The organism is Methylothermaceae bacteria B42 (assembly GCA_001566965.1).
GTDB lineage: Bacteria > Pseudomonadota > Gammaproteobacteria > Methylococcales > Methylothermaceae > Methylohalobius.
In genome coordinates, this window is record LSNW01000032.1 from 359269 (window position 1) to 385061 (window position 25793).

The window sequence follows — 25793 nt, forward strand, 5'->3', positions numbered from 1 at the left end:
GTGGCTTTTTTATCATAAGTTTCAAAGTAATAGCAACTTATGTTCCTCTATGTACTTATCGTCTTCCCAACAGCGACCCCATAATCCCACGGATAAGTTGACGGCCGATTTGCCTACCGACACTGCGCGCGGCGCTTTTCAAAAACGCCTCGCCAATGCTTTGTCGGCTGGAACCGCGGGATGTCCTTTTTGGTGCAACGGATGCCTGCCGCAGCGCGGCTTCCTTTTGGGCCCGCACCTGCAGTAATTCATAGGCGGATTCCCGGTCCAATTCCTGTTCGTATTTCCCCCGCAGGGGTGAACGCTCAATGATTTCAAGCCGTTTTTGTTCATCCATGGGGCCTATTTGCGATCTGGGCGGGCAAATCAAGATCCTTTCCACCGGCGTGGGCGCACCTTTTTTGTCCAGCACGGAAACCAATGCTTCACCGGTTCCCAATTCGGTAATCGCCTTTTCGGTGTCAATAGCGGGATTGGGGCGAAAAGTTTGGGCCACGACTTTTACTGCTTTTTTCTCTTTGGGGGTAAAGGCTCGCAAGGCATGTTGAATCCGGCAACCCAATTGGGCGGATACCGTATCAGGCAGATCCAGGGGGCTTTGGCTGATGAAAAACACCCCCACCCCCTTGGAACGTATTAACCGCACCACTTGTTCAATCGTATCCAGCAGTGCTTTTGGCGCCCGTTTGAAAAGCAGGTGGGCTTCATCAAAAAACAAGACTAATTTAGGTTTTTCCTGGTCACCCACTTCCGGCAGGTTTTCGAATAATTCCGACAGCAGCCAGAGTAAAAAGGCGGCATATAAACGAGGAGAACGCTGGATCAGCTCGGTGGCATCCAAAATGCTGATGACGCCCTGGCCGGAAAAATCAACATGCATCAAATCATCCAGCTGCAACGCCGGTTCGCCAAAAAAACCTTCGGCGCCCTGCTCTTCCAGCACCAATAGGCGGCGCTGAATCGCTCCCAGACTGGCGGACGAGAGATGACCATAGTGCCCCAAAGCCTTGCGGTTGTCTCCCATCCAGCGCAAAAGGGACTGCAAGTCTTTAAGATCCAGTAGCAGCAACCCTTCGTCATCGGCAATCTTGAAAGCACTGTAAAGCACGCCCGTCTGGGTGTCGTTCAATTCCAGCAAGGTGCTCAGCAATAATGGCCCCATCTCGGAAACCGTCGCCCGCACCGGGTGGCCTTGACGTGCAAAGATATCCCAGAACACCACGGGAAACGGCCGGGGAGAAAAATCCTCAATCCCGATGCGGCTGATTCGCTCCTGGATTTTGTCATTGACTTTCCCAGGCGCGGCAATGCCGGAGAGATCCCCTTTCACATCCGCCATAAAGACCGGCACCCCCGCTTGGGAAAAACCTTCCGCCAATACCTGTAGCGATACGGTTTTTCCGGTGCCCGTCGCCCCGGCAATCAGACCGTGGCGGTTCGCCATCGCAATATCGAGAATAACCTGGGTTTGGCCATTGCCTCCCAAAAGGATCTGATTATTTTTCATTCTGTTCTTTCCAATCTTAAAGTTTGTGAAACCGTTACCTGTTTGTTTCTGGGAAAGCGCTATATTTCGTTAAAAGCGCCTTCAATCTTTCAACGCCGACATCAATCTAGACAATTGTAGTGCCGAGGAAACAATGCTCTTAGAACTTCGTTTGGTGAAAAAACTGCTGACAGAAAAATTCAAATCATTTGCCCGCCCAATCTGTCTCATTGTCCTCTTACCACTTTTCCCCTTACCAACGTTAGTTTTAGCAGAAACAGAAAGTAGTCTGATTCCGAGCTTAAGGTCCTTACCTGCACTTAGCCAGGAAATGTCAAGCTTGATGCCCCCTCCCGAGGTGATTGTTCTCTTTCAGCCCCCCCTCTATACCAACCAGTTCCTTGAAGAAGGCCGTCCTTCAAACATGGATCAAGAATCCCAAAAATTTAAAGTCTCGGTTTATAACGAGACAAAAGAAAACGTCTTGTTTGAAATGGCGCCACAGGATATCAAAATTGTCCGAAATTATAGCCAACTTCCGCTCGCTACCCTACAGGTTAATGATCGTGAAACCCTGAATCAGTTACTGGCTAATCCTTCAGTTAAAGCCGTCTATAAAAACCCTAAATTCCGGCCATTCCTTTCAGAAAGTTTAAGCTTTATTGAGCAACCAGAAGTTTTCGCCCATGGTTTGGGCGGTGCTGGAACCACTGTTGCGGTATTGGATACCGGGGTCGATTATACCCGCTCTGCTTTTGGCGAATGCCCCTCACCTGGCGCGGAGGGATGCAGGGTCGTTCATGCCCAGGATTTTGGCCACGATGACAATACCCTTGATGCCCATCCACGCAAACATGGTACTAATGTCGCCGGCATTGTCCTGGGCGTCGCCCCAGAGACCCGGATAGCCGCCCTGGACGTATTTAGGTCTGACGTGGCCTATGGCTCGGATATTCTTGCCGCCATCAATTGGGCCATTGAGAATCAAGCCAGGTATAACATCGTCGCTTTGAATCTCAGTCTTGGCGGTGGACGTTATACCTCCGTTTGCGAAAACAGTTTTTTTGCCACCGCCTTTGCCCACGCCCGGGCCGCTGGGATCATTCCAGTGATTGCCTCTGGCAACAATGGTTACAACGATAGCATCGCCTCCCCTGCCTGCGCCCCTGGGGCGGTCAGAGTAGGCGCTGTCTATGATCAGGATTGGGGAAATGTAAATTGGGGCCAATGCAGCGATGACTTGGTCACTGCCGATACTCTTACATGTTTCAGTAATACCGCTTCTTTTTTAACCCTTCTTGCCCCTGGCGTGGGCATTACAGCCGCCGGCATCACCATGAGCGGCACCTCTCAGGCGACGCCCCATGTCGCGGGCGCCATTGCAATACTAAGGGCACCTAATGCTTTCCCGAACGATACGCCAGCTCAAACCATTCAGCGATTGGTGGAAACAGGCACCGCTGTCACTGATCCTGATAACGGCCTAAGCTTTCCGAGAATGAATTTGGCAGCCGCGGCTTTCTTTTCTCCTTTCTCGGATACTGACGGGGATGGCGTACTTGATAATCAAGACAACTGTATCGAAATAGCCAATCCCAACCAACTGGACACTAATGGCGATGGCTTTGGAAATGCATGTGATGCCGATCTTGATAATAACGGTTTTGTGAGCTTTGCCGATCTTGCCTTATTCAAGGCCGCCTTCGGTACCTCCAATGCCGATGCCGATTTAGACGGCAGTGGATTTGTCAGCTTTGCTGATCTGGACCGATTCAAGGCATTGTTTGGCAAACCGCCCGGGCCATCTGCCAATCTCCCTTAAATTACCTATCCATGGCAGGGAGGCTGGCGCGGAGTCTACAAGGACATATTCACGACGTTTTCGAAGCAGGCCTTGCCCAGTTCCCGTAGATGACCGAGCCATCCCTGCTGGCACATCCCGACCCATTCCCACTGAAATTCTTCCCTCTCAGCCTTTCCTCACTCTGTTACAATGAGCCGACATTGAATCAGGAGCCATATCCTGGTAGTTTTACTTTCTATCTCAATTAAGTTCGCCGAATTCTCACTAGACTCTCCAGAGTACCGTTATGACCGGTTGGCTAGCGCAAAAAATCGATCAAACCCAGACTCTTTTCGTTAGCCTGCTTCGCATCTGGACCATTCCCATCGTCCTGCTTTTAAGCCTGGCATCCGGCTTTACCACCTATTATGGAATGTCCCATTTCATTACCCCCTGGATCGCACTAATCATCACCGTCGCTATTCAATCCATTATTGTGATCTGCTCTCTGGAACTGGCCTCGATCCGCTGGAAGGCCAATCGCGGCCGGTTTTTGAGCGTGGCGGCTTCATTGGCTATCAGCCTGGCGGCTTCCATTTCTTTTTCCTATTTCAAATTCTACGAAGTCGCCAATCAAGAAGCGATTTATCTCGGCAGATTGGAGAATGTCCGGCACAAAATTCAGGCCTATCTGGAAGACGTACAAAGCGCCAAAGCAGCACTGATCCAGAGCCAGCAAGCCCGATTGTCTAAAGCTGAAGAAGATGCCCAAGCCGCCTATTTCGGCACCCATCCGGAAATCTCTCCCCGTTACCGGGGGAAAGTGGGCAAAGGGCCATTTTGGCGCCATTACAACGAAATCATCCAACAGCAAAAGGCCAAGCTCGAAGTGTTGCGGCAGAAATTGACGCCGTTGGATCAAAAAATCAACGTGCTGCAAACCGCCTTGAACCGCCTCGATGGCGCGAGCGTGGAACAAAAATCCTATCAAGCCATGCTGGAGGCGCTGCAACAGGTCCATTTACATATCAACCGCGTCATCACCGAGTTTGGCGGCGAGCCTTTGCCCGAACCCGCCATCAGCACCCATGCCCAGCTGACGGAAAAAATCCGCCCTTCCTTTGCCATGTGGCATAACTTTTCGCTTTTCGCGTTTTTGTGCGCGGCGATGGTGGATCTATTCACCGTGCTTTTATCCTATCGGCTCGAATTAAGCGCACCCGCGCCCTTGAGCAAGGACGAACAGGAGTTGTCGTTGAAGCTCCTAAGCCATTTCCATGATTACCGGATCAACGAAAACGATGAGCTGGAGTTGGTGATCGAGAAATCCGAACTGGAACGGGCCCGCCGTTATTCGGATTGGCCGCGGCTGTTTGCCGTGGGACTGCTGCTGAAACGCGGCCTATTGCGCAAAGTGGACAAACGCACAGTGGAATTTTCCCCAGGTCTCTATTCGTTGATGGCCGAACAAATGAGCGATCAACTCAAATCCTTACAAAAACAGCGACAACCGAAGACAAAACCAGAAAGCGCCGAAACCACCGAGCAAAGCCATGGATGACTGGTTCCTGCTGAAACTGGAAAGTCCCGGCCATCACGAAGATTGGGAACCCGGATTTGAAGCCGGACGCTGTTTGGTATACACCCGATTAGGGCCATATCGACAATTGCGTCTTCGCCCACCGGGGTTCCAGCCACGCTTTTATCACAAACTTTATCCATTACCCATCGAGACCTGGCTGCTGAATACTCAATCCTGCCTCAACGGGGGGCTTTGCTGCCTGGAAATCAACTTGAAAATCCGCTTTCAAGCCACCTTGCGTTACGTGGAAAATAATCCGGAATCCCTACCCCAGGTGAACGACTATATCCGCTCGCAACTGGAGACCCTGGTTTTAGATGCGGTGGAAGGGGAAATGACCGCCTTGGCGGATGGGCATTGGCTTGACACGGGCCTTGCCGAGGCTGAAATTCAAGTGGCCAGCGCCGTAAACGAAACCTTGGCGCTCCATCACGTGCAATGCCGTACCCACTGCCAAATTACCCCTCATTTTCACTCTCTTCATGACACCGAAAAAAAAGAAGGGTTTATCTATAAAGACGCTTATTTAAAAATTCTGCGACGGCAACTGGAATTTGAACGGCACCGGCAATGGGAACTCAAGCGCCAACAAGAAGAAACCCTCAAGCAAGAATTGGAACAACTGCGCCTGTCCCTGGAAGCCACCTACCAAAAGCAGTCAGAGGAAGCCCAGCATAGAAAAAAACAGCTCGAAGCCCAATACGAATTCAACGCCCAACAGCAAAAGATGGAGGCGAAGCTGCACCAACAAAAGCTTATCCATCAAACCCGGCTGGAGGAAATGGAACTGGAACGGAAAATCATCCGCTCACGCAAACGCCGGGAAGTGGAAGCCAAATTGAAAGCAGAAAAAGCCGCCCATTTAAAAAACCTGCAGGAAACCGAGCGGAAAATCCAGAAAGAGCTGACCGAATCACAGCTCGAAGCGCAACGGGAAAGGGAGCAAATGCGCGATAAGGAAATCGACGGCTATGAAAAATTACTCAACGATATCCGGTTTGAGGCGGCCAGCAAACTGCGGGACAAGGATGAAATTATCTCGGCATTGGAAGCGCAGCTGGAAGAAATCCGCGCCTTGCAGAAAACCGGCACCGAACTCGCCACCACGGAAAGTCCGGTCAATTATAGCTGGCTCGACCGCCTCGCCCATCTGACCGGCAGATTGCTGTTTTTTTACCGGAACCGGGGCTAATCAGGTTTGTTGTCAATACAAAATAATATTAATATCAAACAGTTGCATCGTATATGGATTTTTAGTATAAAAAAACCTGGCATTGATGCCCGAGGGAGATATTGAGGGAATTTTATGATACGGAAACATCAAATTGTTCTAGTATTCTTTTCTATTCGTCAAAATAGCTTTTTTATCGCTAAAGTGCTTTCATTGCCTGCCTTTCCCTAGGAAACGGCGGGCATTTTTATACCTTAAAAAAATGGAGGGAGGAACCTATGTTAAAACATACCAAATATATCACTGCCTTGGGTCTGATGACCTGGGCTTTTAATTCGAATGCAGTGGTTTTATCTTTAGATCCTGCCAGGCAAATTGCGCAAGCAGGGGACGAGATCACCCTGGACGTGCTTTATGATACCGAGGGCAAAAGCACGGTAGGCGGCGGCTTTTCCATAAAATTCGACGACACCGCTTTTGATCTTCAAAAAGTGGCATTTGATGACAACTTGCCTGACGACCCTGGTTTTCGTGTCAGTCCGGATTTATCCCAAAAAAGCGATACTTTCAATTTGGGTTTTGGAAATTTTAGTGGCATTCAAGGCTCCGGCAAGGCTATCACCCTTTTTTTTCAGGCGCTTAAGCCAGGAGAATTCAATTTTATTCTCGGCAAACCTTTGCCTCCTGAGGATCCATTTAAAGAACCAGTCAGTTTTAACAACGCAACAGTGACAGTGCAAGCCGTGCCCATCCCTGCCGCCATTGGCCTGTTCGCAAGCGGTCTGGTGGGTATTGGGCTCAAATTGAGACGAAAACTCACTTAGCGAAACTTGCTAACGTATAACCCGAAAGAAAAAGAATGATTTTAGATGTTAGGCAATTCCAGTCGGTGCTGAGTTGGCGAAATCGACCGTCACTGGGGGGAACGCGGGCAATGTTCCTTTTAAGCTGAGACAGATGCCTGGGCTATTTGCATAACGAATAAACTCATTCTTGGTGAGGTTATGCTGGGACATACACAACTGTTTTAAGGAGGAAACCATCAATGCATCATAAACGCGGCGCCTTATGCTTTACTTTATTTTTCCGCTCTTGGGCGAGGATAGTTTTGGCATTGTCCCTGATCTATTCGTCTTCTGGAATTGCCCAGGATACCGACGGAGATGGCATTGACAATCAATTCGACAATTGCATTGAAATCGCTAACCCCGATCAGCGCGACAGCAATGGTGACGGATTTGGCAATGCCTGTGACGCCGATCTGGATAACAACGGCTTTGTCAGTTTCAACGATCTGGCCCTATTCAAAAGCGCCTTCAATACCTCCAACGCCGACGCCGACCTGGACGGCAGCGGCTTTGTCAGTTTCAATGACCTGGTTATTTTCAAAACCTTGTTCAACAAGCCGCCGGGGCCCGCTGGCAGCGGTGCCAGCCTTTCCAAGGCCGATGCCGCCCGTTTTCTCACCCAGGCGACATTCGGACCAACCGATGAAGCCATTGATCATCTGGTCCGCCTGGGCAGTTATGAAGCCTGGATCGAGGAACAATTCAACACCCCCGCCAGCTTATTGCTTCCAGGAGCCAAATATATCTATCGGAAGTATTACGAATATTGCCTGACCCATCCTCCCGAATGGGGTTGTCCCGTCAGCCTGCGGGAAGCGCTAACACGGGGGCAAGATGATGTTATTGATACCGAATACAGCCAATTCCGCCATGTCTGGTGGAAAAATGTCATCAACGGAGAGGATCAGCTTCGTCAAAGGGTTGCTTTTGCCTTGAGCGAAATCCTCGTGGTTTCCGACTTGCCTGACGCTTTGAGTTCTTCGCAGTTCGCCGTTGCCGATTATTACGATACGCTGATCCGGCACGCCTTCGGCAACTACCGGGAACTGCTGGAAGCGGTCACCTTGCATCCGGTGATGGGTATCTATCTCAGCCATGCGCAAAACGAAAAGGCCGATCCGCAGCGCAACGTGCGGCCGGATGAAAATTATGCCCGGGAGTTGATGCAACTGTTCACCATTGGGCTGCACGAACTCCATCAAAACGGCACCCCCAAAACCGATCTCTCGGGAAAACCCATTCCAACTTACGGCCAGGCGGAGATTCAGGAATTCTCCAAGGTGTTCACCGGCTGGAACTTCGCCGGCATTCCCTGGGGGGAATGGCACCAACTTGCCGACAAAACCAAACCGATGGTACCCAATGAAAATTATCACGATACCAGCGAAAAACATCTGTTGAACGGAACCGTTCTGCCTGCGGGGCAAACCGCCCGCCAGGATCTGGAAGCAGCGCTGGACAATGTCTTCAATCACCCCAATGTCGGTCCCTTTATCGCCAGGCGCTTGATTCAGCGACTGGTGACCAGCAATCCCAGCCCCGGTTACATCGCCCGGGTAGCAGCCGCCTTCAATGACAACGGCGAAGGCGTGCGCGGTGATATGAAAGCGGTCATCAAAGCCATCCTGCTGGATTCCGAGGCCAGAAATGGCCACAGAAACAAGGCAAACTTTGGTAAGCTCCGGGAGCCGCTTTTAACTATTACCCATCTGTGGCGCGCCTTTCGCGCTGTGCCCATCAAAGGCGGCGAATGGGACGTACCTCCGACCATTGCCGTTTACAATTCACCTGGTTCTTATTACGGCTTGTTCTCTTTCGAAAAGGATATCGGCCAAAATTTGTTGCGTTCCCCTTCGGTTTTCAATTTCTTCCAGCCGGATTATGCGCCGCCGGGCAAAATCCGCAAAGCCGGGCTCACCGCGCCAGAATTCCAGATCGCCACGGCCAGCAATGTCATGGGCCTGACCAATACCCTCAACTATCATATTCAATGGTCTGAACCGAGCAACCGGCCGGATGATTGGACTTACCTGAGACTCAACAAGGAAACCGATCTGGCTGCCCACCCCGGACAACTCCTGGATCATCTGAATATTCTGCTCATGAACGGCGATATGAGCAACGAGATGAGAGATATCATCCTCAATCACCTCAACAGCCCGGATTTTCCCGATGGCAGGGAAGGACTGAAGGCCCGGGCACGGGATGCTATCTCGCTGATTGTCAATTCGCCTGAATACCTGATTCAAAAATAAATCAAGGGAGGAAATCATGGGAAATGGAATAAACCGCAGACGTTTTCTACAACGCATGGCATGGCTGGGAGGCGGATCCGCCTTGTTGGCGACCCAAAATCAATTCCGGCTGCTCAATGCCGCCTTGGCGGCGCCCGGCAAATACGCCAATCTGACCGACCATAGAAGTTTGGTCTGCGTTTTTTTAATGGGCGGCAACGATTCCCACAATATGTTCGTGCCCTATGCCAACGCCGAATACCAAAAATACAAGAAGGTGCGGCAGGGCATGGCGATTGCCCGTAGTCAGCTCCATCCCGTCCGGGGCAGTCAGTACGCTTTCCATTCCAATTTGAAGGGATTGCGCGATCTTTATAACGAAGGCCGTCTGGCGATTGTGAACAATATTGGGCCGCTATTCGGGGAAATTACGCCCACGGCTTATTTCGATTTTCTCGAGGGCAATAACGCTGGTTTGAATGTTCCCCGCAATCTCTTTTCCCACAGCGATCAGCAAGAAACCTGGCAGACAGGTAAATCGACAGGTGCGGGGAAAATACATCCGGGCTGGGGCGGCAAAATGGCGGACCGCCTGATGGCCGCCAATACCAATCCAGCCGTTCCAATCAGCTATACCCTTTCTGGCAATAACCCTTGGCAGGCTGGCGTCGTCTCCCACCCTTTTGGAATCCAGCCCGGTCAAGGCGTTGGCTCTTTCGAGGACTTCGATCAGCGGGAATGGCCACCCTGGCAAAAGTCCAGGGCCGCGGCTTGGGATGCGATTTTAAAACTTCAAAGCAGCCATCTATTGCAACAACAAGCGGCCGCTTCTTTTCTCAATACCCGGAAACGCGCCAACTTGCTTAGAAATGCCCTGGAACAAAGCCCGCCGTTGCAAACTCCTTACAACCCGGAAAACAACCTTGCCCAACAGTTACGCACCATCGCCAAACTCATCGCCGCCCGTGAATCACTGGGGTTGAAACGGCAAATCTTTTTTGCCAGTTTGGGAAGTTTTGATACCCATAGCATGCAGTTGACCGAGCACCAGAACCTTTTCACCTCGCTAAACGATGCTCTGGTAAGCTTTCAACGCACGCTAGAGGAATTGAACGTGGAAGACAGCGTGACGACTTTCACCGCTTCGGAATTCGGTCGCACCTTGACCATTAACGGTGATGGCACCGATCATGCTTGGGCTTGTGATTTACTGGTCATGGGTGGTGCCGTGGACGGGGGCAAGGTCCATGGCGAACCGATTGAATATTCCGACCAGTCCCTGGGCGAACACTGGGGCGAAAAGCTCTTTGGCCCCAGGGACGTTGGTTCGGGCAGGTTCATCCCAAAATATTCCACCGACCAGTACGGAGCTACCCTGGCAAAATGGATGGGAATTACCGACGGCGATCTGATAAAGATTTTCCCTCACCTGAATAACTTTTCCACCCGGGATTTAGGCTTTATGAACGGCTAATGAAATCTCAAAGGCAAGCTTTTTGGACATTTTGCCCGAACTAGAACTAAACGCGGTTTAAGTCTTCCTTCCGCGAGCGTTGGTGGCCGGGCGCCACAAGTCTCTCTTGGCCGGGTCCGAGCATAAACGTCGCGCGAAAGGGCTTAAGGCGTCACGCGGGAGGAAGACCAAGATGAAAAGGGATGATTCATTCTTACAGGCCATTGTCCGCAGGAGGTAAGCATCATGAACAAATCCATCCAAGCACCTTGGGGAAAATCAAGGAATCTGCTTTCGCTGACAATCTTTACATGGCTGCTTTCGGCCTACCTGCCCTGCCATGGCGGACAAGCCGTTTTAAACTCCGACTGGCATATCGATCCCGATGGTGACGGCGTTACCTCTCCGCTGGATCTGTGCCCCGCCGTGTATGATCCAGATCAAAAGGATGATGATGGCGATGGCTTGGGTAACCGCTGTGATCCGGACTATGCGCCCCCGGAAAAAGACGGGCCGGTTACTGACCTACACGCCGAACACGTCACCCCCTATGGTGCTTGGTTCAATTTCACCTCCCCCAGAACGTCCGCTTCCGGATGGAGCGCGGTGCTGGTTTGGAGCACGCGCGAAGACCAGCTTGCCGACCCTCAATCAGCCCTCGGCTTACAAGAACAGGGTCAAGCCATTGAAATCCAGAAAATTTGGGCGGATTACGGCGAACCTGTCAACCGTTCCCTCCGCTGGCGCAATCTCGGTTGGGACAGATCCAGAAAAAATTATTCAACGCCCCTCTGGATTACGACCTTGCAACCCGATACCACTTACTATTTCACCGTCATCACAAACAATCAAAGGGGCAATATCATCAAAATCCACACCCAGCCAGCGCCTAGACTCAAACTGGCACCCACCCATCCCCGGGTCTTCGCTGATCGGGAACTGATACAGCAATGGCGCAACCGGCGCAATCATGGGGACAACGAGTGGCTTTTCTGGGAATCGAAGTTAGCCCTTGAAATTCAAAAAGCCATCAAGGATTTTCGTCATATTGGGGATGCCCACTTCTGTCTTCCCGCTGCGCTTTTGTATCAGGTGAGCGGCGATAAAACCCATCGCAACCAAGCCCTGAGTCTGCTTCAAAAAACCTTGCACGATTTTTGGCTGTCTCCAGGTAAACTGAATGGGAATAACTATCGCTGGGCAGATAATCAGCTGGGTTATTGCTTGGATATGCTTTGGGACGAACTTTCCCTTACCCAGCGCAATGAAGCGGCGGCGGCCATGCTTTCCGCTTTTTATGAAGAAAAAGGCAGACTCAACCGCCCGGAAGATACCGACGAATGGGCTTCCGTCACCCGGGCCTTGATTGTCATTGGCCTAACCCTTTGTCATTCAGCAGGTATCGACGGCCAATATTCCGAAAAGGCCTGCCAAATGCTTGATCTAGGGATGCGACGCTGGTACGGCACGCAATTAGTCAAGGCGCGGCGGAACCAGGGCAGTTTCGCCTTGAGCGGTGGCTACCTATCCGACGGCATCCGTTATGGACAAGGCACCTTTGCTTACTGGATGGAAACTTTCTGGAATCTGACAAACGCGGGGATCGATTTTTCTGACTATGGGCCTTTCATAGAAAACAATCTCTATGCCATGAAAATCCACGCCACCACCCCCCAAGGACGGGGTTATGCAACACTTCGGGACGTAGAGAGTTTTGAATTCAGCTTTAGCGGCAAACCCTTTTCTGAACCCAACAGCTTCCCCGCTTTTAGGCGTTCCGATTTCGCCCGTAAAATACTCTTTCAAGCAGGCCTGTTAAAACGGTTGGGGGAAACTGCCGCCGCTGGCATCGCCCGTTGGCACGTTAATACTTACTACCTCGATGCAATTTCAGGTTTAACCACCTTCTACAGAATGCTGTTTGATTACCATGCCATTCCTCAAATTGACCCTGGCCAAACCCTATCCCCTGTTTTTTTTGATAGTGGCTTTGGCGTATTCTATGATCGCAGCAGTTGGTCTCCGGACGCATCCTATCTTGTATTAAGAGGCGGTTGGGGCGGATTCGATCACCATCTGGGCGATACTGGCTCGATACAGTTTTACCGCCGGGGCCGGTGGGTTATCAACCGCAATCTCTCCTGCTGCCAGCGCGGTAACACCGCAGAGGCAGATAATGTCCTCCAACTTCAAATTCCATGGGATAAGGGAAGCAAGGATGCCCTTTCTCAATATGATTCGGTTTACCACGATGACCAAGGGAAATATCAACATCTGGAAAGCCCAGATAACAGCCAACGGCATTTAATTGTCGACCGCAGTCAAAGCTTCACCCTGGTGGTATTCGACACGACTGGCGCCTATAACGGCCGTACCCAGCCGTTACACTATTACCATCGAGTCCAACGCGCGGTGTTGTGGGAAAAAGGCAAAGGTGGCGCGGATTATCTTTATATATATGACTTTGTAGAACCTAGTGCTGAAGCGCCACCTCTCCTTAAAAGAAAACAAACTTTCAACTTTTATCAAGCGCCACCCACCGTCAACGGCGCCACCGCAGTCATTGAGATCCCGGCCGAAACCGCGTTAACCGCCCAACGCGTGGATGTCGCCGCGATCTTTCCAGCGCAATCAGCAATGTCAGCCATTCCCCCGGAAGGTTCTCCAACAGACGGGGGCCTATATTCTTACCGTTTACAAATCGAGCCGGAGGATGGCAATAGGCTAACAATGATCACACTTTTCCGCATTGCGGATGAGTCAGACTTGCCCGTGGAGGCCGCCTGGGGATGGTCGGGGGAACGATGGAAAATCGTTGGCCAGGATAATCACGCCGCGATCTTTCCTATTTCAGGATATGGGCAACCGCATTATTATGGCGAGTCGATTATCCCAAAAACCTCAGGGAAAGTCGTGAGCGTCATCTGGACAGGACTCGCTGCTGACCGGAGATACACGATCAACGCCGTAATCCAAGACGGTAATACCCGATTATCACTCTCCCCTGGCGGGCGGTTCCATGCAGATTCGAGCGGCGTTATAAGGTTTTTGGTAAAAGAAAATGGCCAAGTCATACTCGATCCTCAAAGCGATCAAGACCAAGATGGCATCAAAAATTCTAATGATAATTGCCTCTACGTTGCCAACCCCAAGCAACGTGATACCGACCAGGATGGTTACGGCAATGCTTGCGATGCCGATCTGGATAATAGTGGTTTTGTCAGTTTCGGTGATCTGGACCTGTTCCGCGCCAGGTTTGGAACCGGTGACCCCGATGCCGATTTTGACGGCAACGGCTTTGTCAGTTTTGGTGATTTAGCGATTTTCCGCCAACTATTCGGTCACGCACCCGGACCTGTGGCGGCAAAATAAGGCGGTATTCATCCTCTCGCAGAGCCGTATCGATCCCTTTTGATGACTCTTATCAGCCTCAAATGCTCTATAATCCGATTCCATGATTTCAATAGATGAACATTTAGAAGGTGGAAAAATTATGGCTGAAGCAACCAAACTCCGCTGGGGCATTCTGGGCGCCGCCAGAATGACTCAAGTCATGCTACCGGCTCTGATTACCGCCGATAACGCCCAACTGGTCGCTATTGCCAGCCGCCGCCCGGGCGCCGCGGCAAAGGTGCTTAACCAATGTGCCCCCCAAATAAGCGGGGTTAAGACCTACGATGACCCTTCTCTATTACTGAAAGATTCCGAGGTGGAAGCCGTGTATTTGCCCATGGCCAACGAGGAACATGGGGAATGGGCGCTTAAGGTGCTTGAACACGGCAAGCACGTCTTATGCGAAAAACCCATGGCGCTGAAAGTGGAAGAAATTGAGGCTATCGAACAAGCGGCAACCAAGCGCAAACTCAAAGCCATGGAAGGATTTATGTACCGCTTCCATCCCCAGCACCAAAGAACTTGGGAGATCATTAATACGGGGCTCATTGGCGACATCCGCACCATCCGTTCCACCTTTTCGTTCCCGATGACACCCGCGCGAATGTACCGAATCAGCCGATCCATCGATCAAGGCGGCGGTGCCATGTGGGATATCGGTTGTTATGCCATCCATGTATGCCGGATGTTTTTCCAGGAACCGCCGTCATCGGTCATCGCCATGGTTACCACTATCGATAGCGGAGCGGATGTGAGCGACAGCGGCGTATTGGATTATGGCGATGGCAGGTATGCCCATTTCGACTTCAGTTTTCAGCGGGCCAGAAGGGCCGAATATGAGATTATCGGCACCCAGGGAGGGCTCAAATGCCACAATGTCTGGGCCAAGCCGGGGGATATCCCAGTCATTTCCTGGCAGACCGACAGTGGCAGACAATGCGTGGAGCAGCTCCCTCCCGCCAATCACTTCCGCCTGGAAATCGAGCATTTTTCCGATTGCGTTTTGAATGACACCTCCCCTGCCCTAACTCTGGTGGATGCCAAAATGAACTGCAAAACCATCAATGCCGCTTTGCAATCCATGACCAGCGGGCAAAGGATTGATATCGGCTAATGATGGTCCGATGCCTGATATCTTTACCGTGGGGCATTCAAACCAGTCCATGGCGGATCTCGTCCAGTTGCTGCGGGCCTGGGGGGTGGTAAAGCTGATAGATATCCGCAGCAACCCCAATTCAAAACGCCAACCCCACTTTAGCCGCCAGCACTTGGAACTGACCCTGCCTGAGCATGGTATTGATTATGGTTGGCTGGGTGATTTATTGGGAGGCATGCGCAGGGAAGGCTATCCCGCCTATATGAAGACCCACGCTTTCGAACTGGGATTGCTGCGTCTAGAAGCCAACGCCGCAGCACCCCCGGCGGCTATCCTATGCGCGGAACGGAATTGGCGCCATTGTCACCGCCAGTATGTGGCCGATGCGTTGAAAGACCGGGGATGGTCTGTCTGGCATTTATGGGATCAATCAACCCGGGAAGAACACCGGCCGTTATTCTAAGTAATCTTGTTATCACTTCACCCCGGTTAAGGAAAAATAACCTCTTTATCCTCTTTACCCCCTTGTTTCTGAACAACTGGCCACCATATAGATTGAGGAATTTTTCAATAACGGACTTGCGCCAAAAACAATTCAAAATCAAAGGAACCTCAATGAATATCACCAACATTACAAAAATAGATTCAGATCTGTTCTCCCTTGAACTGATAGGAGACGATGAAAGGGGCTATGACTTTCTGACCGATGAATGCCTTCTGGAACTCAAGCAACTAAAATCTCCGAAGGGGCTGCTGAGCGTCTATTTGGACATCCGCCCCGAGACCTTGCAAACCAAGCCTCTCCTGACCCGGTTCAAAAATTTGATCAAGGAAATCCAGCAAGCCAAGGAAGGCGATTGGGATCGGGATGAAAAAATGCTGTTTGATGCCGTCGTGGCGGAGATGTCCCAGCGCCTGGATCTGGAAAGCAAAGCAGTGCAAGGCAAAGGCTTGGTTCTATTTGCAAGCCCAAGCCGGATCAACCCGAAAAGCAAAAAACTGGACTACGATCTGATTAAAGTCTTCCATTTACCTGACGCCCCCAGCGATCTTGTTGTATGGAGTCAAACGCCAGTACTGGAACCCTTGCTGATTCAGAAAGATGAACACGCAGAAACCGGCGTCGTGTTATTTGATCGCGAATCCGTCCGGTTCTTTCTTTATTCCATGGGGGAAGCGGCGGAATACACTCTCAAGTTTTTGAACCCGGATCCATTCCCCATGACCAAGGCCCATAGCTGGCATGGCTACGGCACCCACAACCACCATCAATGGCAGGAAGAGCATTACAAACACTATTTGCGCCACGCTGCTACCGCCATTGCCAAAATTGCCGAAAAAACCAGGTGGAAATGGTTAGTTCTCGCCAGTCCGGATACGCAAGAACCCAAACACTTGGTGGATTTTCTGCCAAAGGCCCTCCAATCCAAAGCGATTGGTTATGCCTCCATGCCCATGACATGCTCTTTGAATGAAGTACGCGATCAAGTCGCCCCCATTGTCCGGCAAGCTGAAATTAATGAAGAAAAAGCCACGCTGGAACAATGGGTGGGCGAACTGGAAAGACCTGGCGGACTGGCGGTTTCCGGCGTTGAAGATACCGTAAACGCAGCTCAACAGTTCCGCTTGTTGACATTGATTTTCCCTGCGGACTTCGTGCAAAAGGGCTGGCAATGTGAATCCTGTCAAGCCTGGTCGGCGGATCTGCAAGAAACACCGCTTCCCAAGTGCCCCTATTGCGGCTCTGATCAATTAATCGAAAAAGCGGACATTATCGGGGAAATTGCTGTCCAGACCATTCACTCAGGTGGTCATGTGGAAGTGGTGCGGGAACCGGATCACCGCAGCATTGTAGCCAATCACGGCATGATTGGCGGGTTGCTGCGGTTTTAGGGCCAGAACACTGAGGGGCTGATAGAATAATACTATTTGTCCCCATTCAGAGTTTGCATGCCTCTAAACCAACTGATTACGCTGCTCGGCCCTGTTCTATGTCTTTTAGCCGGCTTGAGCGCCCAGGCTGAAACCAGTCACCCCGGCGAAGATACACCGCCGGGGTTTTCAATCGAACTCAGCCCGGAGCTACAACAGTTAGCCGGGATTCGTATCAAAACCCTGACCGAAACATCCCCTTTGCCAGATATCATGGCTTATGCCAAGGTAATCAATCCTCAACCGCTGCTGGAAGGTCTCACCCGCCTTCGTCAACTGGCGATTCAGCTCAAGGCGAGGCAGTCCATTGCCGGTTTGGCAAAAACGCGGTATCTACGCTTACAGTCATTGGGGAACAGCACCCAACGCAGCAAAGTGGAACAGGCGAAACAAGATTGGCTGATCGCCTCGAGCGAGGTTGAAACCTTAAAATTAAAACTTCAGCAAGAAAACGCCGGATTTGTGACTCAATGGGGCACGGAATTGCGCCAATGGGCGGAAAACCAGCCTGTTCGGCTGACAGCCCTGCGACAGGGGAAAATCAGACTGGTCGGACTAGTTTCTTCGCAATCTTGCAAACCCTGCCCTAAGCAAGCCGCCATCGAATACCACCAACAAATAATCCCCTTGGATTACGTCGCCTCCCTGCCCAGCGCCGATCCCGTCTTGAATCGAGCTGGATTCCTGTTTATTGCTGAAGACGCACGGCTTCCGGTAGGCCAACGTCTGACAGGCTGGTTCACCCAATCCCAAAACGCCATTGTCATCCCCGCCTCCGCGGTTGTCTGGCGATCGGGCGCCCCCTGGGTTTTTGTGCAAACAGAAGACAATCGCTTTCAACGCCGCAGACTTTTGGCATATCGGCAAGGCATAAGAAAGTGGTGGGTAAACGATGGCTTGATAAGCGGTGAAAAGGTTGTCGTGGACGGCGCCCAGATTTTGTTATCTTCGGCGTTTCGGGAACAAGTACCAGAAGAAGATGACGACGACTGACCCGGCAACCGGTTCAACCGATTCAATTACCCATTAAATATGCTGTCTGCACTGATTAGAGGCGCCATCCATTTCCGGGGCGCGGTGATTGGATTGAGCTTGCTGCTCATGTTTTATGGCGGTTGGCGCCTGTCCCAGGCAGGTCTGGATATCTTCCCTGAATTTTCCCCCAAACAAGTCATCATTCAAACCGAAGCGCCGGGCTTGACCGCCGGGCAGGTGGAAAAACGCATTACCCAGGCCATCGAAAATACATTAGGCGGTCTGCTCGGATTAAAGACCCTGCGCTCTGAATCCATCCAGGGCCTATCCGTAGTAACTGCGGTGTTCGAACCCGACATCGATATTTACCGCGCCCGCCAACAAGTCAGCGAACGCCTGGCCGCCCTGGCCCCACAACTGCCGCATGGAACCGGACCACCGCTGGCTGTGCCTTTGTCGTCCTCCTCTGCCACCATTCTTACCCTGGGATTGGTCTCCCGGCAACAAGACCGGCTCGCTTTGAGAGACTGGGTGGACTGGACTTTGGTACCGCAACTGAAGGCAGTGCCGGGGGTTGCGGATGTCAATGTCTTTGGTGGTGGCGAGCGGCAACTGCAAATCCAGTTGGATCCGGAAAAGCTGCACAGATACCGGATTGGCATTAATCAGATAATCCAGGCGCTGGAAACCAGCCTGAAACGCAGCGGCTTGGGATTTATCCAAACCCCCAATCAACGACTCCAACTCACCCTGAATGCCGACAGGGATCTGGCAAACAACATCCACCAACTGGTGCTGCGTCACCAACAAGGACAGAGTCTCACACTGGGTCACGTGACGGAAATCGCCTGGGGCGAAGCGCCTCCCATCAGCGCCGCCCAAATCGACGGCAAACGCGGCCTGGTACTGATGGTTATTGGACAATACGGCGCCAATACGCTGACCGTCTCCCGCTCCGTGGAACAAGTTTTGAGCAACCTAAAGCCGTTACTGGAAAAACAAGGCATCACCCTCTACCCCCGCCTGTTCCGCCCCGCCGATTATATTGAACGCTCTATCCGAAATCTGGGCGGCCATTTATTGCTTGGCGCCTTGTTTGTGTTGGTGGTGCTGTATGCCTTTTTGTTTGACTGGCGCAGCGCGCTCATCTCCGCCCTGGCCATCCCCCTGTCCCTGTTGGGCGCGGTGGTGGTACTGCTCCAAGCCGGGGTAAATCTCAACATCATGGTACTGGGGGGGCTGGCCATTGCCCTCGGTGAAGTCGTCGATGACGCGATTATCGATACCGAAAACATTTTCCGGAGACTGCGGGAAAACCGCCAAGCACCCAATCCCCGTCCCCTGGCCCAAGTCGTTTTACAGGCTTCCCTGGAAGTTCGCGGCTCGGTGGTTTACGCCACCTTCATCGTCGCCTTGGTATTTGTCCCGCTATTGACCCTCGGTGGCGTGGCAGGCAGGCTGTTTGCACCGCTGGGCATGGCCTATATTCTTGCCATCCTGGCATCACTGCTGGTGGCCTTGACCGTTACCCCGGCGCTGGGATATTTGCTTCTCGGCCAAAGCCGCCGTGACCAACACCCGCCTTTGCTAGGCTGGCTGCAACCGCGCTATGTCCGGCTTTTACACTGGGTTCATCAACGCTTCCATTCGGTCTGGCTTGGCACGGTATGTATCAGCCTGATTGCCCTCGTCTCCCTGGCATTTATCGGCGGGCGCTTTCTGCCGGAACTCCGTGAAGGTCACTACATCGTCCATACCGCCAGCCTGCCCGGCACTTCCCTGGAGACCTCTTTGAAAATAGGCAAACAGCTCACCGAAGCATTTTTGCGGATTCCAGGCATCGTGTCGGTGTCCCAATGGGCGGGCCGGGCGGAAAGGGGCGCGGACACCTACGGCAGCCATTACAGCGAATACGAAGTCCATCTTCAGGAAATGACGGGCCGGCAGCAGCAGCGCATACTGGAACGGCTGCGCGATATTCTGGACCGATTTCCCGGCATCGCCTATGAAGCCAATACCTTCCTGAAAGAAAGGATTGACGAAACCCTGTCGGGATACACTGCCTCGGTAGCCATTAACCTCTATGGTCCCGACCTGGAGCAACTGGACCGGCTGGCCCGGCAAACCGCCAACCTGATCCGGCAAATCCCCGGCGCCCGGGAAGTTCGCCTGAGAACCGGCAGCACCCTGCCCCAATTAGAAATCACTCCCGATTTCCAGGCCCTGGCTCTGTGGGGTCTGCCTTTAAGCGACCTATCCCGCTCCCTGGCAACGGCCTATCAAGGCTATGCCATCGGGGAAATCTACCGGGGCAACCGCACCCATCCCGTTACGCTCATCCTGCCCCCTTCCCTGCGTCAACAACTCGATCCTCTTTCCCATCTGCCACTGACGAATGACGAGGGAAAGCTGGTGGAATTGAATCATCTGGCCAAGATCCGGCAAACCGAAGACCGCTACAACCTGCTCCACCGCAATGCCCAGCGCGTACAAACCGTAACCTGTAATCCCTCCGGTGACTGGGACCAGTTCATCACCGAATTGAAACGCAGAATCCTCCAGGAAATCGACTTCCCGCCGGGCTATTACCCTGAATTCACCGGCGCCGCAGTGGAACAACGCCATGCCCGCCAGCAGCTCATACTCCACGCCTTGCTGGCGGGCGCTGGCGTATTGCTGCTGATTTATATCGCCCTGGGATCTTGGCGGCTGACACTACTGACCATCATCAACCTGCCCTTCGCCCTGGTAGGCGGGGTGGCGGCCGTCTGGCTCGGGGGCGGCATGATTTCAGCCGGATCCCTGGTGGGATTTGTCACCCTGTTCGGCATTACCGTGCGCAACGCCATCATGCTCATGGCCCACTACCGCCGCTTGGTTGTCGGCGAAGGCATGCCCTGGAATCTTCAAACCAGCATTCTCGGCGCCAGCCAGCGCCTGCCCGCCATCTTGATGACCGCCCTGGTTACCGCCCTGGCCATGCTCCCCATTGCCCTCAACAGCGACAATCCTGGACGGGAAATCATGGGCCCCATGGCGGCGATCATTATTGGCGGATTGTTTTCTTCCACCCTGTTGACCTTGCTCTTAATGCCCACGTTGTTATTACATTGGGGAAAAATTCATAAAAACCAACTATAATAATCCGCTAAATCAAATAACTAGATTTAGCGCAGCAAGGCTAAATTAACACGCATATCTGTTCACAGCCATAGGCAATAAAGTTATGAAACTATTACGACTTTTGGGACCCTGGTATAGGGGTTTCTTGTTTTTCTCGCTTGTTTTATTTGGAAGCGGCCAACTCCATGCCACCGCCATCCGGCAGGTCAACCTGGAAGAAATGCTGCGTCAGTCAGAACTTGTTTTTGACGGCGTGGTAGTCAATACGGAGGTCAAGGAGAACGCGTATGGACGCCTGGCCACAGAAATAACTTTTAAAGTCATTGACGTCCTCAAAGGCGATCCTGGCGGCTCGACAATCACCTTGGTTTTCATGGGTGGCACAAAAGACGGCAAAACCTTGAAAGTAGGCGAAATGGATTATCCCGCCATTGGTGAGCGGGGCATTTATTTTGTCGAGTCTCTCAAACGAAGGCTGGTGAATCCCCTCTTCGGTTGGTCCCAAGGCAGATTTATTGTGATTAAAGATGAGGACGGAACCCACAGAGTTTATACCGCCCAAAAAACCCCCGTTACCGGGTTAATCTCTTCCCCTATTCCTCCCTCCCGCCAATTTAGCCGCGGAGTTGCCCAGGGCGTGCAAACCAGCAAGCAAGCACTGACGAAAAACGCTTTGTCCATCCAACAATTTAAACGGCAACTCAAGGAAAAATGGGAGACTATTCAATGAAACACTTAAGCTGGCTTTGCTTGATCTTGCTTACCCCATCTATTTATGCCTATGAGCTGAGTGGACAGAAATGGCCATCCCCTGAAGTCACAATGGCCTTTGATATCGTCAACACCAAGGGGGAAGCCAAAGCACCTAACGGACAAACATGGAACTCGGCCGTTGAAGAAGCCGCCCAACGTTGGAATACCCGGACTGGTTTTACTTTTCATACAAAGCTGAATCCCGCGCTTAAAAACGTCGATGTTTGTCAAGATGACGAGATCAATAGCGTTCAATTCCGGCTAGATGATTGCGGGTTTGATTTTGGATCCACGGTTCTTGCCCTCACTTTGAGTCTTTTTGTTGGAGAGGAACTTATAGAAACGGATATAGAAATCAACGACAATGAACCCTGGGATATCTACTCGGGTAAAGTGCGAGCTGACGTTTCTGATTTCAGGCGAGTTGCCGCCCATGAGTTGGGCCACGTCATTGGGCTTGAGCATGAAGATAAAATCCCTTCTCTTATGGATTCATTCATAGAAGACACGGAGTTCCCTTTAAAAGATGATATTCAAGGCGCCAGCACCATTTATGGTCTGCCAATGGAGCTACCCGATGGTTGCCGGCAGGTCACCCCTCTAACACTCAACCAGGTCACAGCCGGAAAATTTGATGATCTAGATTGCCGCAAGCTGGATTTGACAAACTTTGTGACCGATCAGGCACCGGTTGACCTATATCGTATCAATCTTCCAACCTCGGGGACGGTGGTGATCCACGTCAATTCAGAAGCCGTAGCGGATAACCTTTTAGCGCTTTTTGACGGCAACCGGACTAATTTAATCACCTACGCCACGAAAAACGGCGGAGATAATAATTCCTATATCGTCCGGGATCTGTCTGCGGGCAGCTATCAACTTGCGGTCACCTCAGCCTCATCCATTGCCGTTACCGGCGATTACGCATTGCAAGTCATCACAAATGGAAGTGGGCCGGCTCCGGCAGTATTTGATAAAAGCAGCAAATCCATCATCATTGACAGCGCTAACCTGAACGGCACCTTTTATCGAGCAACCCTGGAATGGTATAAAAATCCCAATGACCCCAAAGGCATGTACTGGAAGCTTTCAACCTTCGGCCCTGCCACCAATACCACGCCAGGGGTAACCGTTTTTCCTAACATGGAGGTGACTTTTCACCCGGTGGAAGCCTTTGGGCGAAAATACGATGCGGTACTCGAGCGGTATAAAAATCCTGATGACCTCAATGGGTTATATTGGCGCTTAAAATCCGTCAATCTGAGACCTTAGCCCGCTAAATTTTTTCCATGCTTCCAGCGATACGCATTGTATCGCTGGAAGCGTTTTTGGAATCCTTAGAGCCCAAATCTCAAGGATTGGCTTGCTCTATTTCCTTTTCTTGACGTGCTTAATCAAGCGTTTGCGTTTTTTGATTTGCCTTTCGGTCAATTTATTGAAGCGTCCGGCAAAGGGATTCTCGCTGGAGCGGAATTCCAGACGGATAGGAGTGCCTTGAAGCCCCAATCGTTCACGGAAGGCGTTATTGAGATAACGGCGGTAGGCCGCGGGTATTCTTTCGGTTTGATTGCCGTGGATAATGATGACCGGGGGATTTTTTCCGCCTTGATGGGCAAATTTCAGTTTGATTCTGCGGCCGCGCGCCAAGGGTGGTTGGTGTTGTTCCACCGCCTGGCGCAATATTTTGGTGAGCTGGGCAGTAGAAAATTCGGCTCTTGCATGACGGTAGAGCTTGGGAATTTCGTCAAATAAATTCCCCACCCCCGTCCCATGCAGGGCGGAAATCGGGATTTTCCTGGCGAAATCGATGAACTGAAGTTTCAGTTCCAATTGATCCCGCAGCAACCGCTTTTGCTCCTGACTCAGACCATCCCACTTGTTCAGACCAACAATCAATGCCTTGCCCGACTCCAACACCATCCCCAACAATCTGGCGTCCTGATCGCTAACCCCTTCCTGGGCATCAATGAGAAAAATCACCACATGGGCATGATCCATGGATTGAATGGCTTTAATGACGCTGAACTTTTCTATCGTTTCGTCAATTCGGGCGCGGCGGCGGATGCCGGCGGTATCAATTAAGGTATAGAGAATGCCATCACGCTCAAAGGGAATGGCGATACTGTCACGGGTGGTACCCGGGAGATCGGCCACCACCACGCGCTCTTCTCCCAGCAGACGATTGACCAGCGTGGACTTTCCCACGTTAGGCTTGCCTACCACCACCACTCTGATGGTATCTTCTCCTTGTGCTTCTATTTGTTCATCGGCAACCGGGGGCAACCATTTTTCCACTCGCGCCAATAGAGAAGCCACGCCCCTTCCGTGCGCGGCTGAAATCATCGCGGGTTCCCCGAACCCCAACAAAGAAAACTCCGCCGCGGCAAAGGCGGGATCTTCCCCGTCAATCTTGTTTATCACAAGCAGAATGGGCTTGTTAGCTTTGCGCAACTGATCGGCAATTGCCTGGTCGGATGCCGTCAACCCTTCCCGCGCATCCACGAGAAACAAAATTAAATCCGCTTCTTCCAAAGCCGCTTGCACTTGCTGCAGCGCCGCCTTTTCTACGCCCTCTTTCCCCTCGGTGATTCCCCCGGTATCCACGAGCAAGAAATCCCTGTCGCCCCGCTGGCAACGGCCATACTGGCGATCTCTCGTCAAACCGGGATAATCCGCCACCAACGCGTCACGGGAGCGGGTAAGATAATTAAACAAGGTGGATTTGCCGACATTCGGCCGCCCAACCAGGGCTACCACGGGCAATAATTTACTCATTCGTGACTGTCAATACGGCCAGATCGCCGTCACTGGCATATGAAATTAAATAGTCTTCATGCACCACCGGCGCGGTGCGGATCGGGCTGCGGCTAATGCGGATTCTACCCATCTGATGGCCGTCTTCCCGGGATAGAAAATGCAAATAGCCCTTATAGTCTCCCACCACCAAGTAATCCTTGTAAATGACGGGCGAGGTCAGCTTTCGCCGGTGCAGATCGGTTTGTTTCCAATATGGCCTGCCGGTGTTCTTGTCGAGACTCCAGACATCGCTATTTTCATCGGTGATAAAAACGTAACGCCAAGAGATGGCCGGATTGCTGGAAGCCACTATCCGGTCATTCCGCCAAATCACTTCCCCATCCACCAGCGAGACTGCTACAACACCCCCGTGATAAGCGGTAACAAAGATAATATTGTCATCAATCACCGGCTTGGAATCGATATCCACCAAGCGATCCACTTCGGAAACGCCGCGGGTCAGAGCGACCTGCCTTTCCCAAAGAATCTTACCGTCACTCAAACGCAATACCGCCAGTTTTCCCTTGGCAAACCCTACTACCACTACATCACTTTCGATAGTGGGCGCGCCCGAGCCGCGCAAACTCAATGGGGAAGCGCGCTGTTCGTAGCTCCACAGCACCTTGCCGTTCGCTTCATCCAGGGCAAAAAGGGCCCCGTCGTTGCTATGCACGACAACAATGCCTTGGGAAACCTCAGGGGGTGCCAAAACCTCGCTGGAAACCTTGGCTGTCCATAACGTCTCGCCATCTTCCTGACGAACAGCGATAACTTCTGCTTCCGAAGTTCCGACAATCACGCTCTCCAACCCCAAACTCGGGCCGGAGGAAATGGGTTGTTCCGTCTCCACTTCCCAAATCGTTTCGCCGTCTTCAAACCGGATTGCGGTAATCAATCCATCCTGGTCCGCGGCAAAAAGCTTGTCGCCGGCATTTGCCAAAGTCAGCGCCAACCAATGGCCATCATCGCCGGCGCCGATATCTTCATCCCAGAGGACTTCAATTTCTATCTCGGGATCGATGGATTTCAATTCTCGGGGCGGGTCGGCCACTTCTCCGCCTCCGGTCACTAAATCCACCGTGCCTGAAATGGCATTGCTGAATGAAGCGCCCAAGGACTGACATCCCGCCAATGCGATAGAAATCACTAACAGGGTAAGTAAGCGCAT

The 25793-nt window shown here is 51.9% G+C and carries 17 protein-coding genes; 14 read left to right on the top strand and 3 right to left on the bottom strand.

The window, feature by feature from the left end:
* Nucleotides 1-55: 55 nt before the first annotated feature.
* Nucleotides 56-1507, bottom strand: coding sequence for an ATP-binding protein (locus tag AXA67_12890; GenBank protein ID KXJ39935.1), 1452 nt, complete (start codon nucleotides 1505-1507; stop codon nucleotides 56-58).
* 322 nt (nucleotides 1508-1829) lie between these two features.
* Here AXA67_12890 and AXA67_12895 point away from each other — a divergent pair, with 322 nt between their 5' ends.
* From AXA67_12895 to AXA67_12960, 14 genes are all read left to right on the top strand, one after another.
* The gene (locus tag AXA67_12895) at nucleotides 1830-3308 is read left to right on the top strand and encodes a hypothetical protein (protein ID KXJ39936.1); all 1479 of its coding nucleotides are present in this window, start codon (nucleotides 1830-1832) and stop codon (nucleotides 3306-3308) included.
* A 268-nt stretch (nucleotides 3309-3576) separates the two neighbouring features.
* Complete coding sequence (locus AXA67_12900) at nucleotides 3577-4830, top strand: hypothetical protein (GenBank protein ID KXJ39937.1); 1254 nt, start codon at nucleotides 3577-3579, stop codon at nucleotides 4828-4830.
* Nucleotides 4823-6043, top strand: a complete 1221-nt coding sequence (locus AXA67_12905; GenBank protein ID KXJ39938.1) for a hypothetical protein — start codon at nucleotides 4823-4825, stop codon at nucleotides 6041-6043. Before AXA67_12900 ends, AXA67_12905 begins: the two co-directional genes overlap by 8 nt.
* A 257-nt stretch (nucleotides 6044-6300) precedes the next feature.
* Nucleotides 6301-6846 (top strand): hypothetical protein, encoded by a 546-nt coding sequence (locus AXA67_12910; GenBank protein KXJ39939.1) that lies wholly within the window; start codon nucleotides 6301-6303, stop codon nucleotides 6844-6846.
* Between the two features lie 221 nt (nucleotides 6847-7067).
* Nucleotides 7068-9125, top strand: coding sequence for a hypothetical protein (locus AXA67_12915; GenBank protein ID KXJ39940.1), 2058 nt, complete (start codon nucleotides 7068-7070; stop codon nucleotides 9123-9125).
* A gap of 16 nt (nucleotides 9126-9141) precedes the next feature.
* Nucleotides 9142-10578: a hypothetical protein gene (locus AXA67_12920; GenBank protein ID KXJ39941.1), complete on the top strand. Its 1437-nt coding sequence runs from the start codon at nucleotides 9142-9144 to the stop codon at nucleotides 10576-10578.
* 225 nt (nucleotides 10579-10803) lie between these two features.
* Complete coding sequence (locus AXA67_12925) at nucleotides 10804-13929, top strand: hypothetical protein (protein KXJ39942.1); 3126 nt, start codon at nucleotides 10804-10806, stop codon at nucleotides 13927-13929.
* A gap of 121 nt (nucleotides 13930-14050) precedes the next feature.
* Nucleotides 14051-15064, top strand: coding sequence for an oxidoreductase (locus tag AXA67_12930; GenBank protein ID KXJ39943.1), 1014 nt, complete (start codon nucleotides 14051-14053; stop codon nucleotides 15062-15064).
* A gap of 10 nt (nucleotides 15065-15074) precedes the next feature.
* Nucleotides 15075-15509 (top strand): hypothetical protein, encoded by a 435-nt coding sequence (locus AXA67_12935; GenBank protein ID KXJ39944.1) that lies wholly within the window; start codon nucleotides 15075-15077, stop codon nucleotides 15507-15509.
* A 116-nt stretch (nucleotides 15510-15625) separates the two neighbouring features.
* Complete coding sequence (locus tag AXA67_12940; protein KXJ39945.1) at nucleotides 15626-16939, top strand: hypothetical protein; 1314 nt, start codon at nucleotides 15626-15628, stop codon at nucleotides 16937-16939.
* Between the two features lie 57 nt (nucleotides 16940-16996).
* Complete coding sequence (locus AXA67_12945) at nucleotides 16997-17971, top strand: hypothetical protein (protein KXJ39946.1); 975 nt, start codon at nucleotides 16997-16999, stop codon at nucleotides 17969-17971.
* A gap of 39 nt (nucleotides 17972-18010) precedes the next feature.
* Entirely contained in the window at nucleotides 18011-21094 is a 3084-nt protein-coding gene (locus tag AXA67_12950) for an acriflavin resistance protein (protein KXJ39947.1), read from the top strand.
* An 85-nt stretch (nucleotides 21095-21179) separates the two neighbouring features.
* On the top strand, nucleotides 21180-21806 hold the full coding sequence (locus AXA67_12955; protein ID KXJ39948.1) for a hypothetical protein: 627 nt from the start codon (nucleotides 21180-21182) through the stop codon (nucleotides 21804-21806).
* On the top strand, nucleotides 21803-23101 hold the full coding sequence (locus AXA67_12960) for a hypothetical protein (protein ID KXJ39949.1): 1299 nt from the start codon (nucleotides 21803-21805) through the stop codon (nucleotides 23099-23101). The genes AXA67_12955 and AXA67_12960 overlap by 4 nt, the downstream gene beginning before the upstream one ends.
* Before the next feature lie 96 nt (nucleotides 23102-23197).
* Here AXA67_12960 and AXA67_12965 read toward each other — a convergent pair whose 3' ends face one another.
* Nucleotides 23198-24604 carry a ribosome biogenesis GTPase Der gene (locus AXA67_12965; GenBank protein ID KXJ39950.1) on the bottom strand — a complete coding sequence of 469 codons (1407 nt, stop codon included), beginning with the start codon at nucleotides 24602-24604 and terminating at the stop codon, nucleotides 23198-23200.
* On the bottom strand, nucleotides 24597-25793 hold the full coding sequence (locus AXA67_12970; protein ID KXJ39951.1) for a hypothetical protein: 1197 nt from the start codon (nucleotides 25791-25793) through the stop codon (nucleotides 24597-24599). The genes AXA67_12965 and AXA67_12970 overlap by 8 nt, the downstream gene beginning before the upstream one ends.

Bases quoted from the DNA above. Each gene is read 5' to 3' on its own strand.
- AXA67_12890 (KXJ39935.1), bottom strand. From the start codon at position 1,507: ATGAAAAATAATCAGATCCTTTTGGGAGGCAATGGCCAAACCCAGGTT.
- AXA67_12895 (KXJ39936.1), top strand. From the start codon at position 1,830: ATGCCCCCTCCCGAGGTGATTGTTCTCTTTCAGCCCCCCCTCTATACC.
- AXA67_12900 (KXJ39937.1), top strand. From the start codon at position 3,577: ATGACCGGTTGGCTAGCGCAAAAAATCGATCAAACCCAGACTCTTTTC.
- AXA67_12905 (KXJ39938.1), top strand. From the start codon at position 4,823: ATGGATGACTGGTTCCTGCTGAAACTGGAAAGTCCCGGCCATCACGAA.
- AXA67_12910 (KXJ39939.1), top strand. From the start codon at position 6,301: ATGTTAAAACATACCAAATATATCACTGCCTTGGGTCTGATGACCTGG.
- AXA67_12915 (KXJ39940.1), top strand. From the start codon at position 7,068: ATGCATCATAAACGCGGCGCCTTATGCTTTACTTTATTTTTCCGCTCT.
- AXA67_12920 (KXJ39941.1), top strand. From the start codon at position 9,142: ATGGGAAATGGAATAAACCGCAGACGTTTTCTACAACGCATGGCATGG.
- AXA67_12925 (KXJ39942.1), top strand. From the start codon at position 10,804: ATGAACAAATCCATCCAAGCACCTTGGGGAAAATCAAGGAATCTGCTT.
- AXA67_12930 (KXJ39943.1), top strand. From the start codon at position 14,051: ATGGCTGAAGCAACCAAACTCCGCTGGGGCATTCTGGGCGCCGCCAGA.
- AXA67_12935 (KXJ39944.1), top strand. From the start codon at position 15,075: ATGCCTGATATCTTTACCGTGGGGCATTCAAACCAGTCCATGGCGGAT.
- AXA67_12945 (KXJ39946.1), top strand. From the start codon at position 16,997: ATGCCTCTAAACCAACTGATTACGCTGCTCGGCCCTGTTCTATGTCTT.
- AXA67_12950 (KXJ39947.1), top strand. From the start codon at position 18,011: ATGCTGTCTGCACTGATTAGAGGCGCCATCCATTTCCGGGGCGCGGTG.
- AXA67_12955 (KXJ39948.1), top strand. From the start codon at position 21,180: ATGAAACTATTACGACTTTTGGGACCCTGGTATAGGGGTTTCTTGTTT.
- AXA67_12960 (KXJ39949.1), top strand. From the start codon at position 21,803: ATGAAACACTTAAGCTGGCTTTGCTTGATCTTGCTTACCCCATCTATT.
- AXA67_12965 (KXJ39950.1), bottom strand. From the start codon at position 24,604: ATGAGTAAATTATTGCCCGTGGTAGCCCTGGTTGGGCGGCCGAATGTC.
- AXA67_12970 (KXJ39951.1), bottom strand. From the start codon at position 25,793: ATGCGCTTACTTACCCTGTTAGTGATTTCTATCGCATTGGCGGGATGT.